The 18,141-nt window shown below is 51.4% G+C and carries 14 protein-coding genes; 1 reads left to right on the forward strand and 13 read right to left on the reverse strand.

The features are described 5' to 3' along the window. Window positions 1-18: 18 nt before the first annotated feature. The 13 genes from ABCS64_RS06840 to ABCS64_RS06900 form a co-directional block, all read right to left on the reverse strand. Window positions 19-723 (reverse strand): ankyrin repeat domain-containing protein, encoded by a 705-nt coding sequence (locus ABCS64_RS06840; protein WP_418891122.1) that lies wholly within the window; start codon window positions 721-723, stop codon window positions 19-21. A 128-nt stretch (window positions 724-851) separates the two neighbouring features. After that, window positions 852-2,162, reverse strand: coding sequence for a Tle-like phospholipase domain-containing protein (locus ABCS64_RS06845; protein WP_418891123.1), 1,311 nt, complete (start codon window positions 2,160-2,162; stop codon window positions 852-854). 1 nt (window position 2,163) lies between these two features. Continuing rightward, entirely contained in the window at window positions 2,164-3,270 is a 1,107-nt protein-coding gene (locus tag ABCS64_RS06850; protein WP_418891124.1) for a DUF2169 family type VI secretion system accessory protein, read from the reverse strand. A 237-nt stretch (window positions 3,271-3,507) separates the two neighbouring features. Further along, window positions 3,508-4,539, reverse strand: a complete 1,032-nt coding sequence (tssG, locus tag ABCS64_RS06855) for a type VI secretion system baseplate subunit TssG (protein WP_418891125.1) — start codon at window positions 4,537-4,539, stop codon at window positions 3,508-3,510. Next, a complete protein-coding gene (gene tssF / locus ABCS64_RS06860; RefSeq protein WP_418891126.1) occupies window positions 4,532-6,409 on the reverse strand; it encodes a type VI secretion system baseplate subunit TssF in 1,878 nt (625 codons plus the stop codon). Before tssF ends, tssG begins: the two co-directional genes overlap by 8 nt. Window positions 6,410-6,421: 12 nt before the next feature. Continuing rightward, on the reverse strand, window positions 6,422-10,045 hold the full coding sequence (tssM, locus tag ABCS64_RS06865) for a type VI secretion system membrane subunit TssM (protein ID WP_418891127.1): 3,624 nt from the start codon (window positions 10,043-10,045) through the stop codon (window positions 6,422-6,424). A gap of 14 nt (window positions 10,046-10,059) precedes the next feature. After that, the gene (locus ABCS64_RS06870) at window positions 10,060-11,286 is read right to left on the reverse strand and encodes a DotU family type VI secretion system protein (RefSeq protein WP_418891128.1); all 1,227 of its coding nucleotides are present in this window, start codon (window positions 11,284-11,286) and stop codon (window positions 10,060-10,062) included. Between the two features lie 48 nt (window positions 11,287-11,334). After that, complete coding sequence (tssK, locus tag ABCS64_RS06875) at window positions 11,335-12,702, reverse strand: type VI secretion system baseplate subunit TssK (protein WP_418891129.1); 1,368 nt, start codon at window positions 12,700-12,702, stop codon at window positions 11,335-11,337. Between the two features lie 29 nt (window positions 12,703-12,731). Then, complete coding sequence (gene tssJ / locus ABCS64_RS06880; RefSeq protein ID WP_418891130.1) at window positions 12,732-13,280, reverse strand: type VI secretion system lipoprotein TssJ; 549 nt, start codon at window positions 13,278-13,280, stop codon at window positions 12,732-12,734. Next, window positions 13,273-13,902 carry an OmpA family protein gene (locus ABCS64_RS06885; protein WP_418891131.1) on the reverse strand — a complete coding sequence of 210 codons (630 nt, stop codon included), beginning with the start codon at window positions 13,900-13,902 and terminating at the stop codon, window positions 13,273-13,275. The genes tssJ and ABCS64_RS06885 overlap by 8 nt, the downstream gene beginning before the upstream one ends. Before the next feature lie 59 nt (window positions 13,903-13,961). Next, window positions 13,962-15,461, reverse strand: coding sequence for a type VI secretion system contractile sheath large subunit (gene tssC / locus ABCS64_RS06890; RefSeq protein WP_418891132.1), 1,500 nt, complete (start codon window positions 15,459-15,461; stop codon window positions 13,962-13,964). 2 nt (window positions 15,462-15,463) lie between these two features. After that, window positions 15,464-16,018, reverse strand: coding sequence for a type VI secretion system contractile sheath small subunit (gene tssB / locus ABCS64_RS06895; protein ID WP_418891133.1), 555 nt, complete (start codon window positions 16,016-16,018; stop codon window positions 15,464-15,466). 49 nt (window positions 16,019-16,067) lie between these two features. Next, window positions 16,068-17,096, reverse strand: a complete 1,029-nt coding sequence (locus ABCS64_RS06900; RefSeq protein ID WP_418891134.1) for a type VI secretion system protein TssA — start codon at window positions 17,094-17,096, stop codon at window positions 16,068-16,070. Window positions 17,097-17,411: 315 nt separating this feature from the next. On the opposite strand from ABCS64_RS06900, the gene ABCS64_RS06905 reads away from it, so the two are divergent. Continuing rightward, the gene (locus ABCS64_RS06905) at window positions 17,412-17,900 is read left to right on the forward strand and encodes an Hcp family type VI secretion system effector (protein ID WP_418891081.1); all 489 of its coding nucleotides are present in this window, start codon (window positions 17,412-17,414) and stop codon (window positions 17,898-17,900) included. Window positions 17,901-18,141: the final 241 nt, after the last annotated feature.

Below are 18,141 nucleotides of genomic sequence, written 5' to 3' on the forward strand. Positions count from 1 at the left end.
CATGTTTATGACTGGCGGTTACTTCGTTTTTCCGCCGCGGGCGCGCACTTCGGCCGGCGGCAGCGGCGGCCACTTCGCCCCTTTTTTGATGAGCAGATCGCGCAGGCCGACAAACTTCAGCTGAATGGGGTTGCCCGGGCGCATCTCCTTGATCGATTCGCTGATTGCCCAGGCGGGCGTGACGCCATTAACCGTCGCCGCATTGAAGTCAGCGCCGTGTTCGATCAAATAGGCGGCAATATCCGGTTCTATGCGGTTAATGGATTTATACAACGCCGTGCCGCCGATGTTGTCGCGGTCATTGATGCGCGTGCCGCGCGAAAGCAGCAGCTTGACGTGCTCCAGCCCGCCAGCAACGCCGCGCTGGAGCATCAGTGTGTAGTTGTCCGGGCGCTTGTAGTTGGGATCCAACCCGCCGTCAAGCATAGCCTTCAGATAGCGGATATCGTCGTGCTTCATAAAGGCTGCATCAAGCGCACTGCCCAGCCCTTCGGCAATCTGGGTGTCCGGATTGACGCCCAGGCGAATCAAGGCGCTGATGGCGTCAAATTTTTCGTGGAGGATGGCGAACCAGATCAGGCTCATGTCCTTCTCGCCCTTGAGCGTTAAGTCCTGCCCCTGGACGAGGCGTTCAAGGCGGGGGATGTCGTTGGCCTCAATGGCCTGGGCCATTTCCAGATAATGGCCGCGGAAGAAGGTGGAGGCGGGGTATTTGGCGGACATAAGCGGAGTTCCTTGACTTGATGAGGTCGGCAGACAGGCGGCCATGAGGACGCAAAACAGGCCGCAGCAGAGAACAATGAGCAGCGCGCGGAGGCAGCGCCGGAGTTCGGGCAGTGATTGTAGCGGGTTCATTCTTTGCAGGTCTTTCCGGTAGCGGCGGCGATTACTTCCTGATCGGCCTTCTTTTGCTCTTCCAAGCGGTCAATGACTTGGTCGATGTAGTGGCGATCGACCGGGTTACCCTTGCCTTCCAGTTCGTAGGGGGTGCCGGCGGCGTTCGGCGCCAGCCCGGCTAGCCCCAGTTGCGCCAGCGCGGCGATGACCGCCCCCTTGGGGCCACCCGCCGCCCAGCCGGCGGCAGCCGCGCCCGCCGTGGCGCCCAGGCCGCCTTCCTGCAGGCCGGTAAGAATTTCGCCCTTGACCCGGTAGGCCTGGATGGCCGTGTCGTGCACCGTGCCGCCGTAGCGCTCGACCGTCTTGCCGTGCAGCCCGGAGGCGTTGAAGGTGGTCGCCGGCCGGCCGCTGGCCTGCGAAGCCGCCGAGGCCAACCCACCGCCCAGCGAGTGGCCGGTGATGTCGATGTTTTGTCCGGAACGCCCAATGTTTTTACCAATTTCTACTGCATTTTTATAGTACTCCGAATGCATGTTGGCGCCCTGGGCAAAATTGTTTTTCCAGTCCTCGCCATTGATGGTGCTGCCCTTGAAGGCCAGCGTCGGCTGCATGTCGTTGCCGAAGATGGCCGGATCCGGTTCATAAACCTTGGCGCGGAAATTGGAGCCTTCCTTGTGCAGCATGTCCGGGTTCAGGCCATATTGCGCCAGCTTTTCCGGGTCGTTGCTGATGTCGTTCCAGCCTTCGGGCGTTTCGCCGCTGGGCGTGGGCTTGTAGGCGTCCTGCGAGAGCCGCGCCTTTTCCACGGCGACGTTGTCGCGTGCAAAGCGCTCGGTGGCCTGGGCAAGCCTTTCCTTGTCGGCGCCTTCCGGCATGTCCTTGAGCTGTTCACGGGCGGCGGCGATCTGCCCCTTGCGGCACTCCCAGCGCGCTTTTTTGCTTTTGCCGCTTTCGCCGCCGGCATCGCCCGGTTCGGCGCGGTTCATCCAGACGGCATCGCCCGTACGCACCAGGCGCCGGCCGTTGATAAAGACGCCGTTGCTGGCGCGGATGCTACGGCTGATTTTGATGTGGGTGCCGGAAACGACGCCCTTACCACCGCCGGGTTCGTCACCGGTGAGGACGTCGACGTAGCTTTCTTCATGCAGGTAGGCGGGTTTGCCGGCAAAGAAGACGTTGGGGGAAACCTGTCGGCTTTTATCCATCGCGTGGGTGATGGCGTAGGGAACGGGGCAGCCTTTACGGTCGGGCGTCAGGCAGATGTCCGGCTGCAGGTTGATGAGAATGAACTGGGCGTCTTTGGCGGTGGCGGCTTCGTCGGCCATGTCATGCCTCCCGGCGGCGGATTTCAAGAACGCGTACTTCTGCGTCGGCGGCAATGACCATTCGGTGTACGCAGGTAAGCGTCATTGCGTGCATGTCGAAAATGAGGGTGTCCAGGTTCATGCGCCGCGGCAGGATGGGGCCGGCGTGCAGGCGGGCCAGGGCATGCGGGTGCGGGGCGGGAATGCGCGTCCGGAAAGAGCCGCCACCCGGGGTCAGGCCAGCTAGCACGACTTCTTCGCCGCCCTGCGGGTAGTCGATCTGCTGGTCTGCCGGAGCGCAGTTCCAGTAGGCGCTGTCAAAATCCCTTGGCAGGTTCGGCCAGCGTGTTTCCTGCCATTGGCGGTCGTAGGAGCCTGCCAGTTGGATACGCGGCGACCACCAGCGACCAATGGCGCCCAGCCCGATGACGGGGTAGTCATTTTTGTGCAGGTGAGTTTCGCCGAAGGGCTGTCCGAAGACTTCCATCTGCGGCGCCCGCATCTCATGTGGACGGGCTTTTTTCAGCCAGGCGGCATTGAGCAGGCCGCAGCCAATCGGGTTGGCCGGGTGGCGAATGAGGATTTCAGGTTCTTCGTCTTTAGCGACGGTTTCAGGCCATTGCAGGGTGCCGCCAAAGGCCAGCTCGTAGCGCAGGGGAACCTGTATGGCGGGTTTCGGCGCCTGCAGTTTCCAGCCCAGCGCGGCAGGGACGATGCGGCGCGGGCCGCACACCGAGATTTTTTTGCTCCAGTCGCCGATGCGTATGCCGATGGGCCAGCGTTCAAGCGGTTTTTCGTTCGGCGCATAGGCGGTGGCGTGCGCGAAGAGAATGTCGCACCTGGGTTTGTAGGGGGCAAAATCGCTTTCCTGAATGGTGGCGCTGGTGTTGGGCTGCTGGTAGAACTCGTCGGCGCGCACCAGCGGATGCTGTGTCTGCGAGAGCTGCGGCGCGCCTTTGCTGTCCGGACTCAGCAGGTCAAAAGTGAGCCGGCTGACCAGTACATGGAATACCTTGTCATTGGTATCCATCATCTGGAAATACTGGCTGGGAAATGGCGTGTGGTTGCGCACTTCCGGAAGTTTGGCCGGTTCGACCGGTGATTCAAGGACGTATTCGGGGCCTGACATATCGATGCTCCCGGTACAGGTCATGTCTGCGGGTGGGTTTTTCGGCACTATACAACAAGGCAGGCAAGCCTTCTACAGTTTAGACCCGTGCGTTCCGCTTCTGCCCCAATCTGTTCGCAGCCCGCCGGAACGGGCGACTTGCCGTTGGGGGCTGTGGCGGCATCTAACGCCGGCTGCCGTGGTCGCTTGCCCGTACCTTCAGAATAGCGTAGATAATACGGAGCCCAAAACGGCCGGTCATGAAAACTTCCGCTCGCCCTCCAGGATCAGGTCGGCCAGATCGCGCGCCGGATCAACTTTACCGAGCCAGGTCGTCCATCCGAGCTGGGTATCCCCGCCCAGCCGGAGCGGCGGCGCTTGGTTACACCTGAGAATCAATTGGATATCCCAGCGAAATTCATAGCCCAGGTAGTTGCGCACCCAGTCGCGCAGGGTTTTGTTTGCACCAGCGCCCGGAAGGAAGCTCCTATATTTTTCCAGATCCAATGGCCCTGCATGAAGCCGGAATCGATACTGCCGGTCGAGAACCATCGCGCCGCAAACAGCGCCGACTCCCAGTTGCGCGGAAGCCGATTCGTCGCCCAGGCAGGTCTGTTCGCTTTTGCTGAGCCGCAGCCATTGCGGCACCCATTCCTGAATGCGGAAAGGGCAGTTGAAGTCTTCCTCCAAGATCGCCTTCAGGCCTTCAGGGTTTCTTGTCTGCCGCACCAAGTGGCCAGAGAAGTAACGTTTGGCGTGATCGGCCACGGCGTCTCTGTCACGATAGGAATTCCCCCGATAGCCAATGATGGCGCCTACATAGTCGGCGAATTTGTCGTCTTCCGGCCGATCCAGGCTGTTCGCCGGTTGTGCGCTGGCCCAGGCGCGATAGAACATCAATGCAAACCGGTGATGGAAAATATCGGCAAATGCGCTTAATGCACGATCATCGTCATAAGCTAGCCGCTCACGCACATATTCGGTGATATGCAAAGGCAATGCACCATTGGGGCCAAACAGCCCAAAGCCTGCCTGCTCGATGCGCACATGGCCTCGTTGATCGAGACGCACGTCTGTAATTTCGGATGCGGCGAAAGACAGCGCCGGCGTCTGACCTATGCGCACCGGCTCATCTTCAGGATGCAATGCGCAGCCAAAGCGGGGGAATTGCGGATTGCGCGCTTCCAGCCTGCGCATGAGCTGAAACCAATCAAGCTGCCAAGGCTTATCGCCTGGCGCCTGTAAGGAACTATCGCTCCGCAAGCCGGCCAATGAATGGATCTCACGCATCTGGCCGACCTCCCCAGCGTGGCGGCCAGGTGGCCAAATGCCCTTGCGACGCGCTGGACAAGGATAGCTGGCAGAAAGAGTTCATTGATACATGGCGCGACAGGAATTGCTCAAGCACACTGCCAAACAGGTAAGGGCTGGAGCCGGCAAAGTGCAATTCATCCACGCCGATATCGATGGCGACGCCCCTGCCAAAAACATGCGGCCCGCTCACGGGCAATCGCCGTGTTACAGGCATGGTTTTGACAGAGAGGATGGATTCAGCGTGTCTTGTAAGTATCGGGTCAGCCAGGGCTGAATACAGCTCCAGCAATTCGCGCAGCACCACGGCGCCGCTGCGTGAGTCCTGATCACGTAATGCCAGATAATTCAATGAGAGGTGGTTGATCAGGCGCCAGGTCATTTCGCCGTCAGCCAGTGCGAAGCGTGGCCGTGATGGCCCGCGAATGATGCGCGCCCATTTCAGGGCCTGGTCTGTTTCTACCTGTAAGTTCTGGTTGCCATCGACCGGCATTAGCAAAGGCAGGTCGCGGTTGGTCAAAAGCATTTGTATGGCAAGCTGTTCGATTTTCTGTGGCCAGGGCGCTTCCTGTGCGTCGACCAGAGATAAAAAAACCTCAGAGCCGATATAACTTGAACGGCCGCCATGACGAATGGCCGAATCCGACAGGCGTCGCGGTTCGCGGCGTGTTGTGAAATACGCCTGAGCGCCGTGCGCATCAGACCCTACGTGCCGATAGAAAGGCGAAAAACTCGTGACTGGATTGTTCCCGCGATCAAAACCCTCCACATGATCGACTCTATACACTTCATAATCCATGGGCCGGGTGCGGTCAATGACGATATGGTGCTCTATCCCGTCACGGGCAATCAGCATGCGGTTGCCTTTTTTGGGGAAAAGATTGATCACCGGCACGCAGTTAAGCTCGAAACTCTTATGGTCAACGGCAGCAATCAGGTTGCCAGGATCCCGATCCAGAAGGATCGTTAATTCGAATGTATCTGCGCTCAATCGATTAAGCGGCTGCCCAAGACCCGTAATCGAAAAAAACAAATATCGCTGTGGAAATGCAAAATATTCATGCAACAGTCGATATCCCTGAAATACTCTGGAATCGGTTGGCAGCAGCGCCTGATCAGCGTGGAACCCTTCTGCTTCCAGCATCTTTGCCGGCAGAAATCCTGACTCTTTCCGATGGTCTGGGCTGCTGACGATCACCCCCATGCAATGCCCCATCAAGGTTTCATACAGCCAAGAAGCCAGCGTATCGTCAGCGTTTAGGTAGAACGTCAATTTCTCAGGATATTGGCAGCCTGCATTATGTGCCCCCGCCTGATACTTCAATCGCAGCCGTATTTCTCCTTTGGGCTCTTTGCCTCGCAGGTGGCGGCCTATTTCCAGATTGCCTCCCAGCGTACCTGCAGTCGCCTCTACAATATCAATCGGCCAGGATGCCAAATCATGGCCGGTGATGAATGTACACCGTGTATTGATGCCTGGTATCCTGCCGCTGGTAAGTACACTCCCGCGCGGCAGGAAAGCGCAACCGGAATCAGATTGGGTTGCCGCAGTTGTATCGAAAGGAATTTGTACGATCGCCATGGAGGGCGTCGGCGCCAGATAGTGGGGGTAGACGACCTCCAGAAGTCGTTGTGAGAAACGCGGAAACTCTGCATCAATTTTTAAATGAATACGCGCGGCCAGGAAGGCAAACCCTTCCAACAGGCGTTCTACATAGGGATCTGATACGCTGTCTTCACGGATACCGAGATTTCCGGCCACCTTGGGGAATGACTGTGCGAACTCTCCACCCAGTTCGCGCAAATAGGCCAGCTCTCTATTGTAATAATCCAGAAACTTACGATCCATGCGGCACCGCAATCAAAGTCCCGCTGGGCAAGAGAACGTATTGAGTTCAACTAAACGGAATGGATTCTTCACACTGGCAGCCGTAATCTCAAAACGGACTTTGCGCCCGCCGACATCGAGATCGGCCGTAAAACGTTCTGGACTGGAACCCTGCTGTATTTGCGCCGCATCAAACAAACGATGCAACGCCCAAGCCCCTTCCGTAACCATGCCCGAATTTCCTTGCGGCAACGGGGGCTCAAGGGAAAGACGGACTTGGTTGCTGCCACGTGTACCTGGCCAGCTCACCGTATGCGTGATCTGCGGCCCATGCTGATAGCGGATGAGCTGCCCGTCAACATCCAGCGTTAGTGTGGAAATAGTGGTGTCCATCATTACGGGTTTGAGGGAAATAGTAATTTTCGGTGCTCCACTGCCACCACGGAAAAATACGTCTTTGATGACATGAGCTTTTTCAAATGCAGCAATGGAAGCGCCGCCATCAAGCCCCCCCCTGGCGCCTTCACGTAACCGCCAGGGGGTTGTTGACACATCAACGTAATTTGCCAGTTCCTTACGAAAATACTCATCTATACGACCACCGGGGCCAAACATTTGCGTAAAGTCATCAGGAGCCACCTCTTTTTTGGCCGAACGGACGAGTGGGTAGCGTCCCTGGATTGAATCACGACAGGCTTTGGTGACCTGACCAACCAACTCACGACCTTTGGCACGACGTGTTTCCCGCGCAACCAGTTTGTCACTCGTACTGGTAAAAGATTCGAGCATCCTGCGATTGGGTTGGGGCAAACGCGCTGCCTGTGCACGTAAGGAAGTCGGCAAATTGGTCTCGGGCGGGGGATACCCACCAATACGAGCAGCTTCCGCGCCGGCCAAATACATATGCAATTCAGATAGAGACTGTGCCATTGCCAGCAAAGGCGCACCAGATTTGTCGCCTCCACCATCAACCGCTTTGCGCAGTGCCTCGAAACGCCTGTCTACCATCAGCTCCGGATGCTCGGCAGGAGCGGACATGCCAGGCATTGCGCTGGGGCCTACAATGTGCGTGATATCTTCTTTGGTAGATCGTATGGTTTGCTTTGCGCGATCGAATAATGAACGCTCCTGATTACTGTCGGGCTTACTGGCTGCAGATAATGTGGTTTCTTTGACGACTGCCTGCATAAAACGCATCAGAGGAGAATCAGGCGCAGAAAGCATGCTTGCAAGTTCTGCCGCTTCAGCCAGACTGGTTGGTTCAATGAGTGCAATATCGTCTAGATAATGTTCCCATTCCTGGATATAGTCGCTTGCATAATGTCGCTTGACCTCTATGCCTAAAATGCCTGACTGAATAGCCTGAAGGCGGTCTTTTAGCGTTGCCTCCGATACTCCCAGGACCCAACTATCGTCCGCCCCAGCATTACGGATCGCCCGATCCAGCTCCTTCACGAATAGCTCATGATAACCACGATATGTATATAGCGAAGGTATTCCATCCGTTAACGGCCGGCCACTTAATCGGCGGAACACACGCGAAGCCTGCGATCCTACTGACGCCCCAACGGAGAAATCCGCCAGTCGATTGTTCTTGAGCAGTCGTACCATTCGCCGATAAATACGCTGGGAAATGGAATACTGTGCCAGCCGAGAGCGAGTTGCCTCTACCAGCGCCGTATCTATTGGCGTCTTCGGCAACAAACCATCAATGGCAATCAATGTCCGTATATGCCGCTCCAGCGCTTCCCGTTCAGGCAGGGCGGCTCCTGCTGGAAGATTGTAGTCCCAATCAGCCAAAACGAATGCAACAAACGCTTCCTTATCCAAGTGAGCGGGTTCATGCATCATGATGTAGGCTTTGAGAATTTCAAAGGAAAACTCTAGGTCATTGACCGCAACCGTACGTAACAACTGCTCCAGACGCATTTTCAATGTCGGGGCAAAACGCTCCACTAATAGCCTATGGTAGAGGGGGCTCGCAGCAGCATTCAATTTATCGCCCTGATAGAGCCCGAACGTCCAAGGTACCAGCGGTCGCTCAACCTCAAAACGCAAGCCGTCCGGCAACTTTCTGGCTGCATCAAGAATAGGCAACATGGCATACAGGTTACTGTCATTTCTTGAGGGCAGCGCCTGCAATGTATTCTCGAATTGATCAATTTTGGCGTCTACCGAAGATATATAAGACTGATTATTCCGATAACTTACAATCCATGCGCCCGTTGCAGAACACAGTAACAATAAGCATGCTGCATAAACGGCGCCATGGTATAAGCGCGAACGGCGCTCGGCCTTGGCATCCGTACTCACTAGATGCGCTTCACCAAAGATAACCTTGGTCAACGGTTCGTGGAGGAAAAAACTTTTGCCGCTGCCAGAATCCATCCGTGGTTTATGACGAGACCCAAAGCTCTCGCCCATTGCGGAAAGAATCCGGTCAAAAGGCGCGCCTTCCTGCGTACCACTAGTGAAATAGATACCACGCAACATGGGAGGGCTGGAATAGCGCGACTGTGCGAAAATTTGCACGACACAATCCAGTACCAGTGCCGAAACAGCGCCAAATTCCTGTGGATAACCAAAAATTCGACTACGCCGGTTCAAGTCCGGTTCTGCTTGCAACCGATCAATCAGACCATTAACGATTCTGGCATGTAAAAGGCCAAACTCTTCTTTGAGCTTTTGCCGATCAGGTATATCCGGCTGTGATGCATCACCCATAGGCAGGGTAAATCCGTAGACTTGTTCACGTCCCACTTTGTCTAAAGAAGCAAAATACTCATCAAAGCCAAGTAACAAGTCGGATTTGGTCACCAACACGTAAACAGGAAAAGCAACGCCTAGGCCCTCTTGTAATTCATCCAGGCGATTGCGAATAGTTGCCGCATGATTTGCACGTTGTTCGGTATTTTTTTCTAATAATTCTGCTACCGAAAGCGTAACCAATACACCATTGATAGGTTGACGCGCCCGGTTTTTTTTCAGAAGCGCCAGAAATTCCTGCCATTCGGCGCGGTCGACCTCAATATCGCTCTCATGTGTGGTGTAACGTCCTGCGGTATCGATGAATACTGCCTCATTGGTAAACCACCAATCGCAATAGCGCGTACCTCCAGCACCCCGCACTGCATTGTCACCAAACTGCTTGGCCAGCGGGAAAGACAATCCTGAGTTTACTAGCGCGGTAGTTTTTCCTGCACCCGGCGCTCCAATAATCACATACCATGGCAATTCGTATAAATAACGATGACTTCCAGTAAGATGCCCCCACCAAGATTGATTGCCGCTATTAAAGCGCGCTTTACGCAACGTTTTCAGCGCTTCATCGAATTTTTCTTCCAGCGCTTCAATGTTTCCTGCTGAACGTTCTACAGGTTTTTGACGGCTCAAAGCCGAACTAAGCATATTGGTAATGCGGTCATTGATTCTACTTGAATGCCAGTGCCGTACTAGGATACGCAACAAAAGCAGACTCAGAATAATCCCGATGCACCAAATACGTGCACGCACCGTTTCCAAAGGCCGAAATTCACCAAACGCGAACAAAGGCCCCATATACCAAATTAGTAGAACCAGCAGGGCGAGACCAATGGTGATCCATAGAAATCTGGAGCGGATCAGATCCAATAAACGTCGTAGCAGGTTAGAAATCATGGCACCCTCCTCATCTACTGCCCAGCTTGTGCAGATGTATTGATTTGGCGGTGCATTTCTTCAGCTGACATCAATACAATAATTTCAACCCGGCGGTTCCTGGCGCGCCCTTCTGGCGTTGAGTTGTCGGCTACCGGATTTGCTTCTCCCCGTCCCTCAAAACGAATTCGCTCGTTCGCACGAGTACCGAGATATCCGTCCAGCAAATGCTTGACTACCTCTGCACGCGCCTGGGATAAATGCCAGTTTGATGCAAACCGGACGCTACGCATGGGGACGTTATCGGTATAACCACTAACCACCACATTGCCATTAACTTCTTTTAGAGCCTCGGCAATACGTTGAAGCACAGGTAAGTAGCGTTGTTTAACTTCTGCCTGCCCTGAATCGAAGAGACCATCTCCCATGATAGTCACGATACTACGATCAAGTTGATCGCTGACCTCCACTAAACCAGCCTGTATTTCTGGTTCTAGGAACCGCCTAAGCCGAGGCACTGACTGAGGTTGTGCGACCGCAAGAGAAGGAAGCTGCAATTGGGCGATGCGTGAATAAGTGGCATCTGAACGTTCGGCTAATGAGAAAATAAACCAAAGATAAATACAAGCGGCCAGAAAAATGCATATGCAGGCAACAACCCATGGAGGTACTATGCGCCAGGCAGGGGGCGTTGACTGAACCCCCATCCAATGGGGAGACAATCTTGTCTCGTATTCTCCCTTAACCTTACCGAGTATCGTGGCTATACGCTGCTTAAGTAGTTCGAGTTGTGAACGCCCGCCATCAATAATACGAAACCGGCCTTCGAATCCTAAGGCATTAAGGTAATACAACAATTCTATCAGGTTGACATGCCTTTCAGGATTCTGCGCCAAGCGTCCTAATAACTGGTAATACTTCTCCCCACCCCAGGCCTCGTTGTGAAATGAAACCAGTAGGCTATGCTTGGCCCAAACACCACGGCCTCCCCAAGGAGTTTGTGCTGCCGCCTCATCAATGGCAGTACATAGGCAATAACGTGCGCCAATTACTTCTTCATGTAATACTTGGTTTTCTTGCGCATTACGCTCAAACTCTCGTACTTCCAGCAATAACTGTTGGCGCAAAGCTGCCGGATCCGCCAGATGTTTCTGCTCTCGGATGCGTAGCATTAAATCAATTAGGCGTCTGGCGGCGCGAACTAGTGGATTGGCGCTATCAAGCATTCTGTCAGGCAATGCCATTGCTCCTACAAATGACAAAACAGGATTCTATGCTGTGACCAGCATTACATATTTCATAATATTGAATTATTTCCGGATAGCCCAGAATAACAACTCCAATCCCGGAAAATCACCCGCAACATGCAATGCAAGACCTGCGCTCCGACCCAAATCTTTCCAAAGCACATGCTGGGTATCTATCTCAAAATAATTATAGCCTGCGTTATATGGCAGCTCACGTGGCGCTACCGGCAAAGGTTTGATGACGACACCAGGCAGTTGCAGGTTTACTAAATCACGAATCTTCTCGACCGGACCAATTTTCGTTTGTGTCGGAAATTGCGCTCTTATTTGTTCTGCTGGCAAATTAGCATGGACGGCCAACACAAAAGACGCTTTGTGCAATAAAGTTTTATCAGAAATTAGTGCGGTCTTGATTCCATATTTACGCTCCCGTAAATCAATTTGAATAACTGTCTGATCCAACACCAAGGAAAGAGCCTGGCGAAGTTCAATCATCAGCGGTCGAAAACTACCGCCCAGATCGTCATGTACATAAGCTGGTAGGCCAGCCGGCCTGCGCGATGTTGCTGAGAAAATAGCGAGTTCACCACATAAGGCCAAAAGATTCTCATACAGGCGCTCCGGATGCAGAACGGGTAAGGTCTCCAGATGTCGCAATAGCGGTTGCCAATGATTAATTATTTTAAGCAACAAGAAATCACCAATTTCTGATGTTGCACGGCCACTGGTAGCACTTATACGTTCAGCTAATATGTCACCCCGCTGGTTAAGCAATGCAATAGCCTCACGCAGATAGGCGAACAAAAGCTCATTTCCCCCACAGTGGAGTGTTGGCGGAATATAGTTTTCATCAAGACGGCAAGTATTATTGGCCTGTTTTTCAATCAACCAAACAACGCCTAGCGAAACCCAGCCATGGGGGATATCCTCTTGTGACATCAATCGGAACCTCGGCCTACCAACCTGAATTTCGGCAACTCCTGCGCCAATTTCGTTGCTGTCATGAACTTCTATGGATTCTGCCAAGAATCGCGCACTACTAGCCGTATCTTCCTCAAAGATTACATTTTCTTCGTTTGAACGAGCGGGAGGCAAGACTAAACAGATTTTTGTATCCTTCGCCGAAGCAGGTACATCATAAGATACAGACATACTATGGTATCGCCCAATCTGAAATACCGTACCATCGGGTAATATACCCTCAGCACGCTGAATAAGTAGCTGACCCATCTGCAAAGCAATATCATCAATCTTCAGATGAGTAAATCCCCAGTAAAACCCATTCAGGGATGATACAGACCGGAATGAACATGACTCCCAGAAATATTCTTGTTGCTGGAAATGCTGGGTACGAAGAAACATTCCTTCTGCCCAGATTACCTTTTTCTCATGACTCATCTCTATTTCCCGTGTACCATCTTCTTTTGGCACGAGGCAGCTTCCCTGTCAGAAAATTGTCTCTATTCCAAGCCTTCCAGCTTGTCACGAATGACAATTGACTTGTCTGTAACTACAACGTACAACCGTTTGGTTGGTGAGGCCCCCCTTGTGATTATCCGGCCTGAAAGATAGGGAGCAGGTAAAGGTATTGATGTTCGCCAGACACTATTTTCTAAATCTCTGAAACCCGCTGTGGCTCCCAAGAAACGACTACGAAGTCCAGCCTTTCGATGTACAACCCGAATCTCCCCAGGCAACAAGCTATGTTGCTCCATGCCAACAAGCTCATTTGCCAAGCTCGCCCCACCGGGCGAATGTAAAGAGAAAAAATCTGTAGAAAGAAAGTTTAATGTTGCCGAAAGTTCAAACAAAGTCACAATGACTGGAGATGGCCGACCATTAATTGCAGGGTTGGCATTTTCTGCAGCCATGATGGTAATTTCCAATGGAACAGGCAATTCTTGCCTGGGCCCTGTCAACGCGCCTAACCCCGAAGAGCATCCCGACAGTAGCAACGGGAGGCATGCTACCCAAATTCGAAACTTTGTAAAGATAAAGACGTCACTCATTGTTGTATTGTTGAGGTGTAGTTTGTGCGGGCACAGTGGAAGACTCTGGACACGAACAAGTACACGTATGTGAAGTTTCTACCTTAGGCTCATCTAGAATAATGATTTCCGTACGTCGGTTCTGTTGACGCCCCTCTTTTGAAGTATTGTCAGCGATTGGAACACTTGATCCGAACCCTTCGAATTTTAGCCGTGCAGGATTAACGTTACGTGCAACCAAGGCATCCATGACATTCTTCGCCCGAAGTTTGGAGAGTTTCATATTTGTTGCACGATTACCATGTGCATCAGTATGACCAGCAACCAGAATACTGATTTTGTCAGCCAGTTGATCGTTCAGGATAGCAGCAACCTCATCCAGAAAAACTGCAGATTCTGGTTGAAGTGTTGCTTTCCCGCTTGCAAATGTACCGGATGAAACAGAACGGAGAGCAACTCCATGATCCAAGCGTACTATCCAATAATTTTCAGAGTAAGGGATAAGAGTAACCCAATCACGCGGTTGAGTAGGCTCGGGTGCTTTGCTTTGTTCAACCGGTTCTTCCTCTGTATGCTGAAATACTGAGCAGGCTGTTAGGCTGAATATTGCCATCGCTAGAACTAGTTCCTTTATCATTTGCATAATGTAATGATCTCCAAATATTAATCTCATACTATTTTATAGAATAGCAACAGAACAGATTATCCTCTTGCCTCTTTTACTGACGGAAGTTTAGAAACTAGCCGCAGACTCATAGTCAATCCTTCAAGCTGGTAATGGGGGCGCAGGAAGAATTTAGCTGAATAATAACCAGGATTATCCTCTACATCCTCAACGACTACTTCGGCTGCGGCCAGTGGTTTGCGCGCCTTGGTTTCCTGGCTTGAATTAGCTGCATCACCATCGACATAGTTCATGATCCAATCGTTCAACCAACGTTCAACATCTGCTCGTTCCTTAAATGATCCAATTTTGTCACGGACAATACATTTAAGATAATGTGCAAAACGGCAACAGGCGAACAAATAAGGAAGACGCGCTGATAAGTTTGCGTTAGCTGAAGCATCCGGGTCGTAATATTCAGCAGGTTTCTGCAGACTTTGTGCACCAATGAATGCTGCAACATCCGTATTTTTCCGATGAACCAATGGCATAAACCCATTTTTAGCCAACTCTGCTTCACGTCGGTCAGAAATAGCAATCTCAGTAGGACACTTCATATCTATTCCACCATCGTCGGTCGGAAATGTATGGCAGGGTAAATCTTCGACAATTCCACCTGATTCCACTCCCCGAATAGAGGTGCTCCATCCATACAACTTAAAACTGCGATTGATATTGACAGCCATCGCGTAGGCGGCATTTACCCAAAGGAAACGCGCATGATTTGATCCTTCAGTATCCTCCTCAAAATTGAACTCGTCGATTGGGCTTGTTTTTACTCCATAGGGTAACCTTCCCAGAAAACGAGGCATAGCTAGCCCAATGTAACGTGAATCTTCTGAATTTCTTAAGCTTCTCCAAGGAGCATACTCTGTATTCTCAAATATTTTCGTCAGATCACGTGGATTAGCTAATTCTTGCCAAGAGTCCATCTGCATTACCCGTGGATCGGCACCAGCAATGAACGGACAATGTGCAGCGGCAGAAATTCTTGCCATCTCGCTCAATAGTTCCACATCAGGCGCTGAATGATCAAAGAAATAATCGCCTACCATGCAACCATATGGGGCACCACCAAGCTGCCCATATTCTTCTTCATAAATACGACGAAATATCGGGCTCTGATCCCAGCCAATTCCCTTATGTCTGCGCAATGTACGGTGTAACTCCTTTTTGGAAATGTTCATCACACGAATCTTGAGCATTTCGTCAGTTTCAGTGTTGTTAACCAGATAATGCAATCCACGCCATGCAGATTCCAATTGTTGAAAGTCAGGATGGTGAATAATCCGATCGATCTGCTCGCTCATCTTGCGGTCAATCTCGGCAATCATTGCCTCTATTGTCCGATAGGCATCGCCAGATATTGCAACCGCAGAACTAATGGCTTGCTGAGCTAATGTTCTAACTGCATTTTCAACAGCACTTTTTTGCTCTTGTGTTCTAGGCTTAAACTCCTTCTCCAGTAATGAGGAGAAATCGCTGGTTGTCGTGGCAAGCTGTGACTCTTTATTCAACAATTCATTTAACCCAGACATTTTTAATCCTCTTCCTTCTTGTCACTAGTTGCGACGACTTGTTCTTTCTGCGGTACGGACGCCAGCGCCTTCAGCAGTGCCGGATCTTTAAGTACATCGGCCAGCAACTCTTCCGCTCCCGACTTCCCATCCATATAAGTTAACAAATTGTTCAACTCAGTACGCGCCTCCAACAAACGACGCAACGGTTCTACTTTGCTCGCAATGGCACCAGGTGAGAAATCATCCATACTTTCAAAAGTAATATCCACCGCCACTTGACCTTCACCAGTCAGAGTGTTTTCCACCATAAACGCTACCCGAGGCTTAATTGCCTTCATGCGTTCGTCAAAATTATCAATATCAATTTCTAGGAATTTTCGGTCGGAGACAGGTGGCAAATCTTCAATAGGGCGACCTGAGAGGTCCGACATCACCCCCATCACAAATGGCAACTGAATCTTCTTTTCTGAGCCATATAGCTCAACGTCATACTCAATCTGTACCCTAGGAGCTCGGTTTCTACCAATAAATTTTTGCCCACTTCGCCCTTTTGCTACATCATTTCTAGTTGCCATATCAGAGATTCCTATTAAACGAAAGTTATTAATTTATTCATCTATATCGTCAAGAAGCGCTTTCTTCTGTTCTACCGGTCAATACCCGCAACTGTACAAGGCCATCTGGAGTAAGTTCCCGCACCAAGGAAAGAAAATCCTTACCTTGCAAATCTTCGATCCGCCGGATGAGTAATGATGCCGGATGCGAAGGCTCATACTCTTCAAAAAATTGTCGTGCTAATGCCAAAGCTCTGTACGCATCACTACGTGACTCCAACCTGAGCGGCAACCCCATAGAAGATGATGAAACAGGTAAAGGTTGCAAATTATTCGTTTCAATGGCGTTAACAGTCGTTTCGTGAACCAACGTAACTGGCAGACAGCCTACAAGCCCAAGCAATAAATCACCAAGCGGCCGCAGGTTTGGAAGAAGTTCAAAACTCAAGTTTTTGTGCAAATGATGTTGAACCCGCTCTAATGCTAAATGCGCTTGCTCAACGGCAGAAAACAAGGCGCTACTGCGTTCCGCCTCCGCATCTATCACGCTTTTTAGTGCATCAACCGAATGAACTACAGCGTTTTCATTCAATACACCGCCTTTTAGTAATTTCTCGACATCTCCGACAGAAATTCTGCCAACAGGTGTTTGTACAAATGATGCTCCACGAACAACCCGCATAAGTCCTGAGGGATCTGCCAACTCTGCAATTGCATTGCTGCGCAACAGAGGATCCAGTTCACCCTCTATCTCAAGCCTAGGATGCAACTCGTTCCAATACCCTTCCAGCCAATCAGCTAGCAGCTGTAATCCATTCGCCAGGGCAGGCAATCCTTGTCGATGCACTGCGGCACATATGATAGGAATCAAAATGCGCACATCTCGGGTTTTCTTTAGAAGCTCACCCCCTGTAGCCAATACCTCATCCCAATCCGGCTCTCGGGCAGGTAATACCGAATCACCAACCTGGCGCTCTTCCTGAGGCACCACTAAGGAACGGAATGCCACAAATTCGGGTGCATACTCAAAGTCAGGCCCACACACTGAACCATCTTGCATGGTATAGGTAGCAGTTGGATAAATACTCAATGACGCCATTCAACCTTTCCTGTTTCAGCCATCATTTTACCCTGTCTCAAAAAATTGACACATGCAACTGCGCCAATCACGCAAACTCACGGATACCCGACACACATTCATCCCCTTGTGTCACAAAATGTGCCAACACTAGCAACAGCCGAATTCCTCATGCAATACACTTCACTATCGTGCATGGCGGCTATATACTATGTGAGATAGTAAATTGTGTAAAGAAATCCTTACCATATTTATGGTCAAGCTTGACTTTTTTTAGCCAATTCTTACTATTATAATAGTTTTTATCTTTTTTCTCACCACTCACAGGAGAGCACAATGGCCTCATTGCAGGATTTTTATGTAAAAATTGAAGGTATTGAAGGCGAGTCGAAGGACTCCAAGCACAAGGGCTGGATAGACGTGTTGTCGTTCAGCTACGGTGTCTCGCAATCCAGTTCTTCTTTTACTGGAGGCGGATCAGGTGTAGGCAAGGCAAGTTTCGATGCCCTGGTTTTCGAACACTATGCCGACAAAGCCACGCCGAACCTGATGCAATACTGTGCGTCCGGCAAGCACGTTGGCGAAGTCAAGCTTGAAGCGGCCAAGGTGGGTGATGGCTCCCAAGTCTATTTCACCATTACGCTGTCCGATGCCATCATTACCCATGCCGGTCCTTCCGGTTCTACGGAGGATGCCCGTGTTAAGGAAACGGTTGGCATCTCCTACGCCAAGATCAAGGTTGAGGTCAAGGAGCAAAACGCCAACGGCTCCCTCGGCGCTGCCGTCACCGGCGCATGGGATGTCAAACAGAATCAGAAGGCTTGATACATATTCATTGTCATTGTAAAGGCCGCGTGTGTGGAAGACCTGCGCACGTGGCATTTTGAAAATCCAGGATTGGTGTTGAAGCAGGCGTAGAGAGGATGATACGTGTCAAAGCTTGACAAGGAAGGTATGCTGATTAGCGACAGAATCACACCTCGCCGTTTTCAAGGAATTGAAAAGGGTAGCCGTGAATTGGAACAAATCGTCGGCATCATTATTCACTAGACAGACTCATCAACGG

The sequence above is a fragment of the Dentiradicibacter hellwigii genome, from assembly GCF_041770905.1.
In the GTDB taxonomy this organism is placed as follows: Bacteria; Pseudomonadota; Gammaproteobacteria; order Burkholderiales; family Rhodocyclaceae; genus Propionivibrio; species Propionivibrio hellwigii.

Coding starts and splice junctions, on each gene's coding strand:
- ABCS64_RS06840 (WP_418891122.1), bottom strand. CDS start 723: ATGTCCGCCAAATACCCCGCCTCCACCTTCTTCCGCGGCCATTATCTG.
- ABCS64_RS06845 (WP_418891123.1), bottom strand. CDS start 2,162: ATGGCCGACGAAGCCGCCACCGCCAAAGACGCCCAGTTCATTCTCATC.
- ABCS64_RS06850 (WP_418891124.1), bottom strand. CDS start 3,270: ATGTCAGGCCCCGAATACGTCCTTGAATCACCGGTCGAACCGGCCAAA.
- tssG (WP_418891125.1), bottom strand. CDS start 4,539: ATGCGTGAGATCCATTCATTGGCCGGCTTGCGGAGCGATAGTTCCTTA.
- tssF (WP_418891126.1), bottom strand. CDS start 6,409: ATGGATCGTAAGTTTCTGGATTATTACAATAGAGAGCTGGCCTATTTG.
- tssM (WP_418891127.1), bottom strand. CDS start 10,045: ATGATTTCTAACCTGCTACGACGTTTATTGGATCTGATCCGCTCCAGA.
- tssJ (WP_418891130.1), bottom strand. CDS start 13,280: ATGAGTGACGTCTTTATCTTTACAAAGTTTCGAATTTGGGTAGCATGC.
- ABCS64_RS06885 (WP_418891131.1), bottom strand. CDS start 13,902: ATGCAAATGATAAAGGAACTAGTTCTAGCGATGGCAATATTCAGCCTA.
- tssC (WP_418891132.1), bottom strand. CDS start 15,461: ATGTCTGGGTTAAATGAATTGTTGAATAAAGAGTCACAGCTTGCCACG.
- tssB (WP_418891133.1), bottom strand. CDS start 16,018: ATGGCAACTAGAAATGATGTAGCAAAAGGGCGAAGTGGGCAAAAATTT.
- ABCS64_RS06900 (WP_418891134.1), bottom strand. CDS start 17,096: ATGGCGTCATTGAGTATTTATCCAACTGCTACCTATACCATGCAAGAT.
- ABCS64_RS06905 (WP_418891081.1), top strand. CDS start 17,412: ATGGCCTCATTGCAGGATTTTTATGTAAAAATTGAAGGTATTGAAGGC.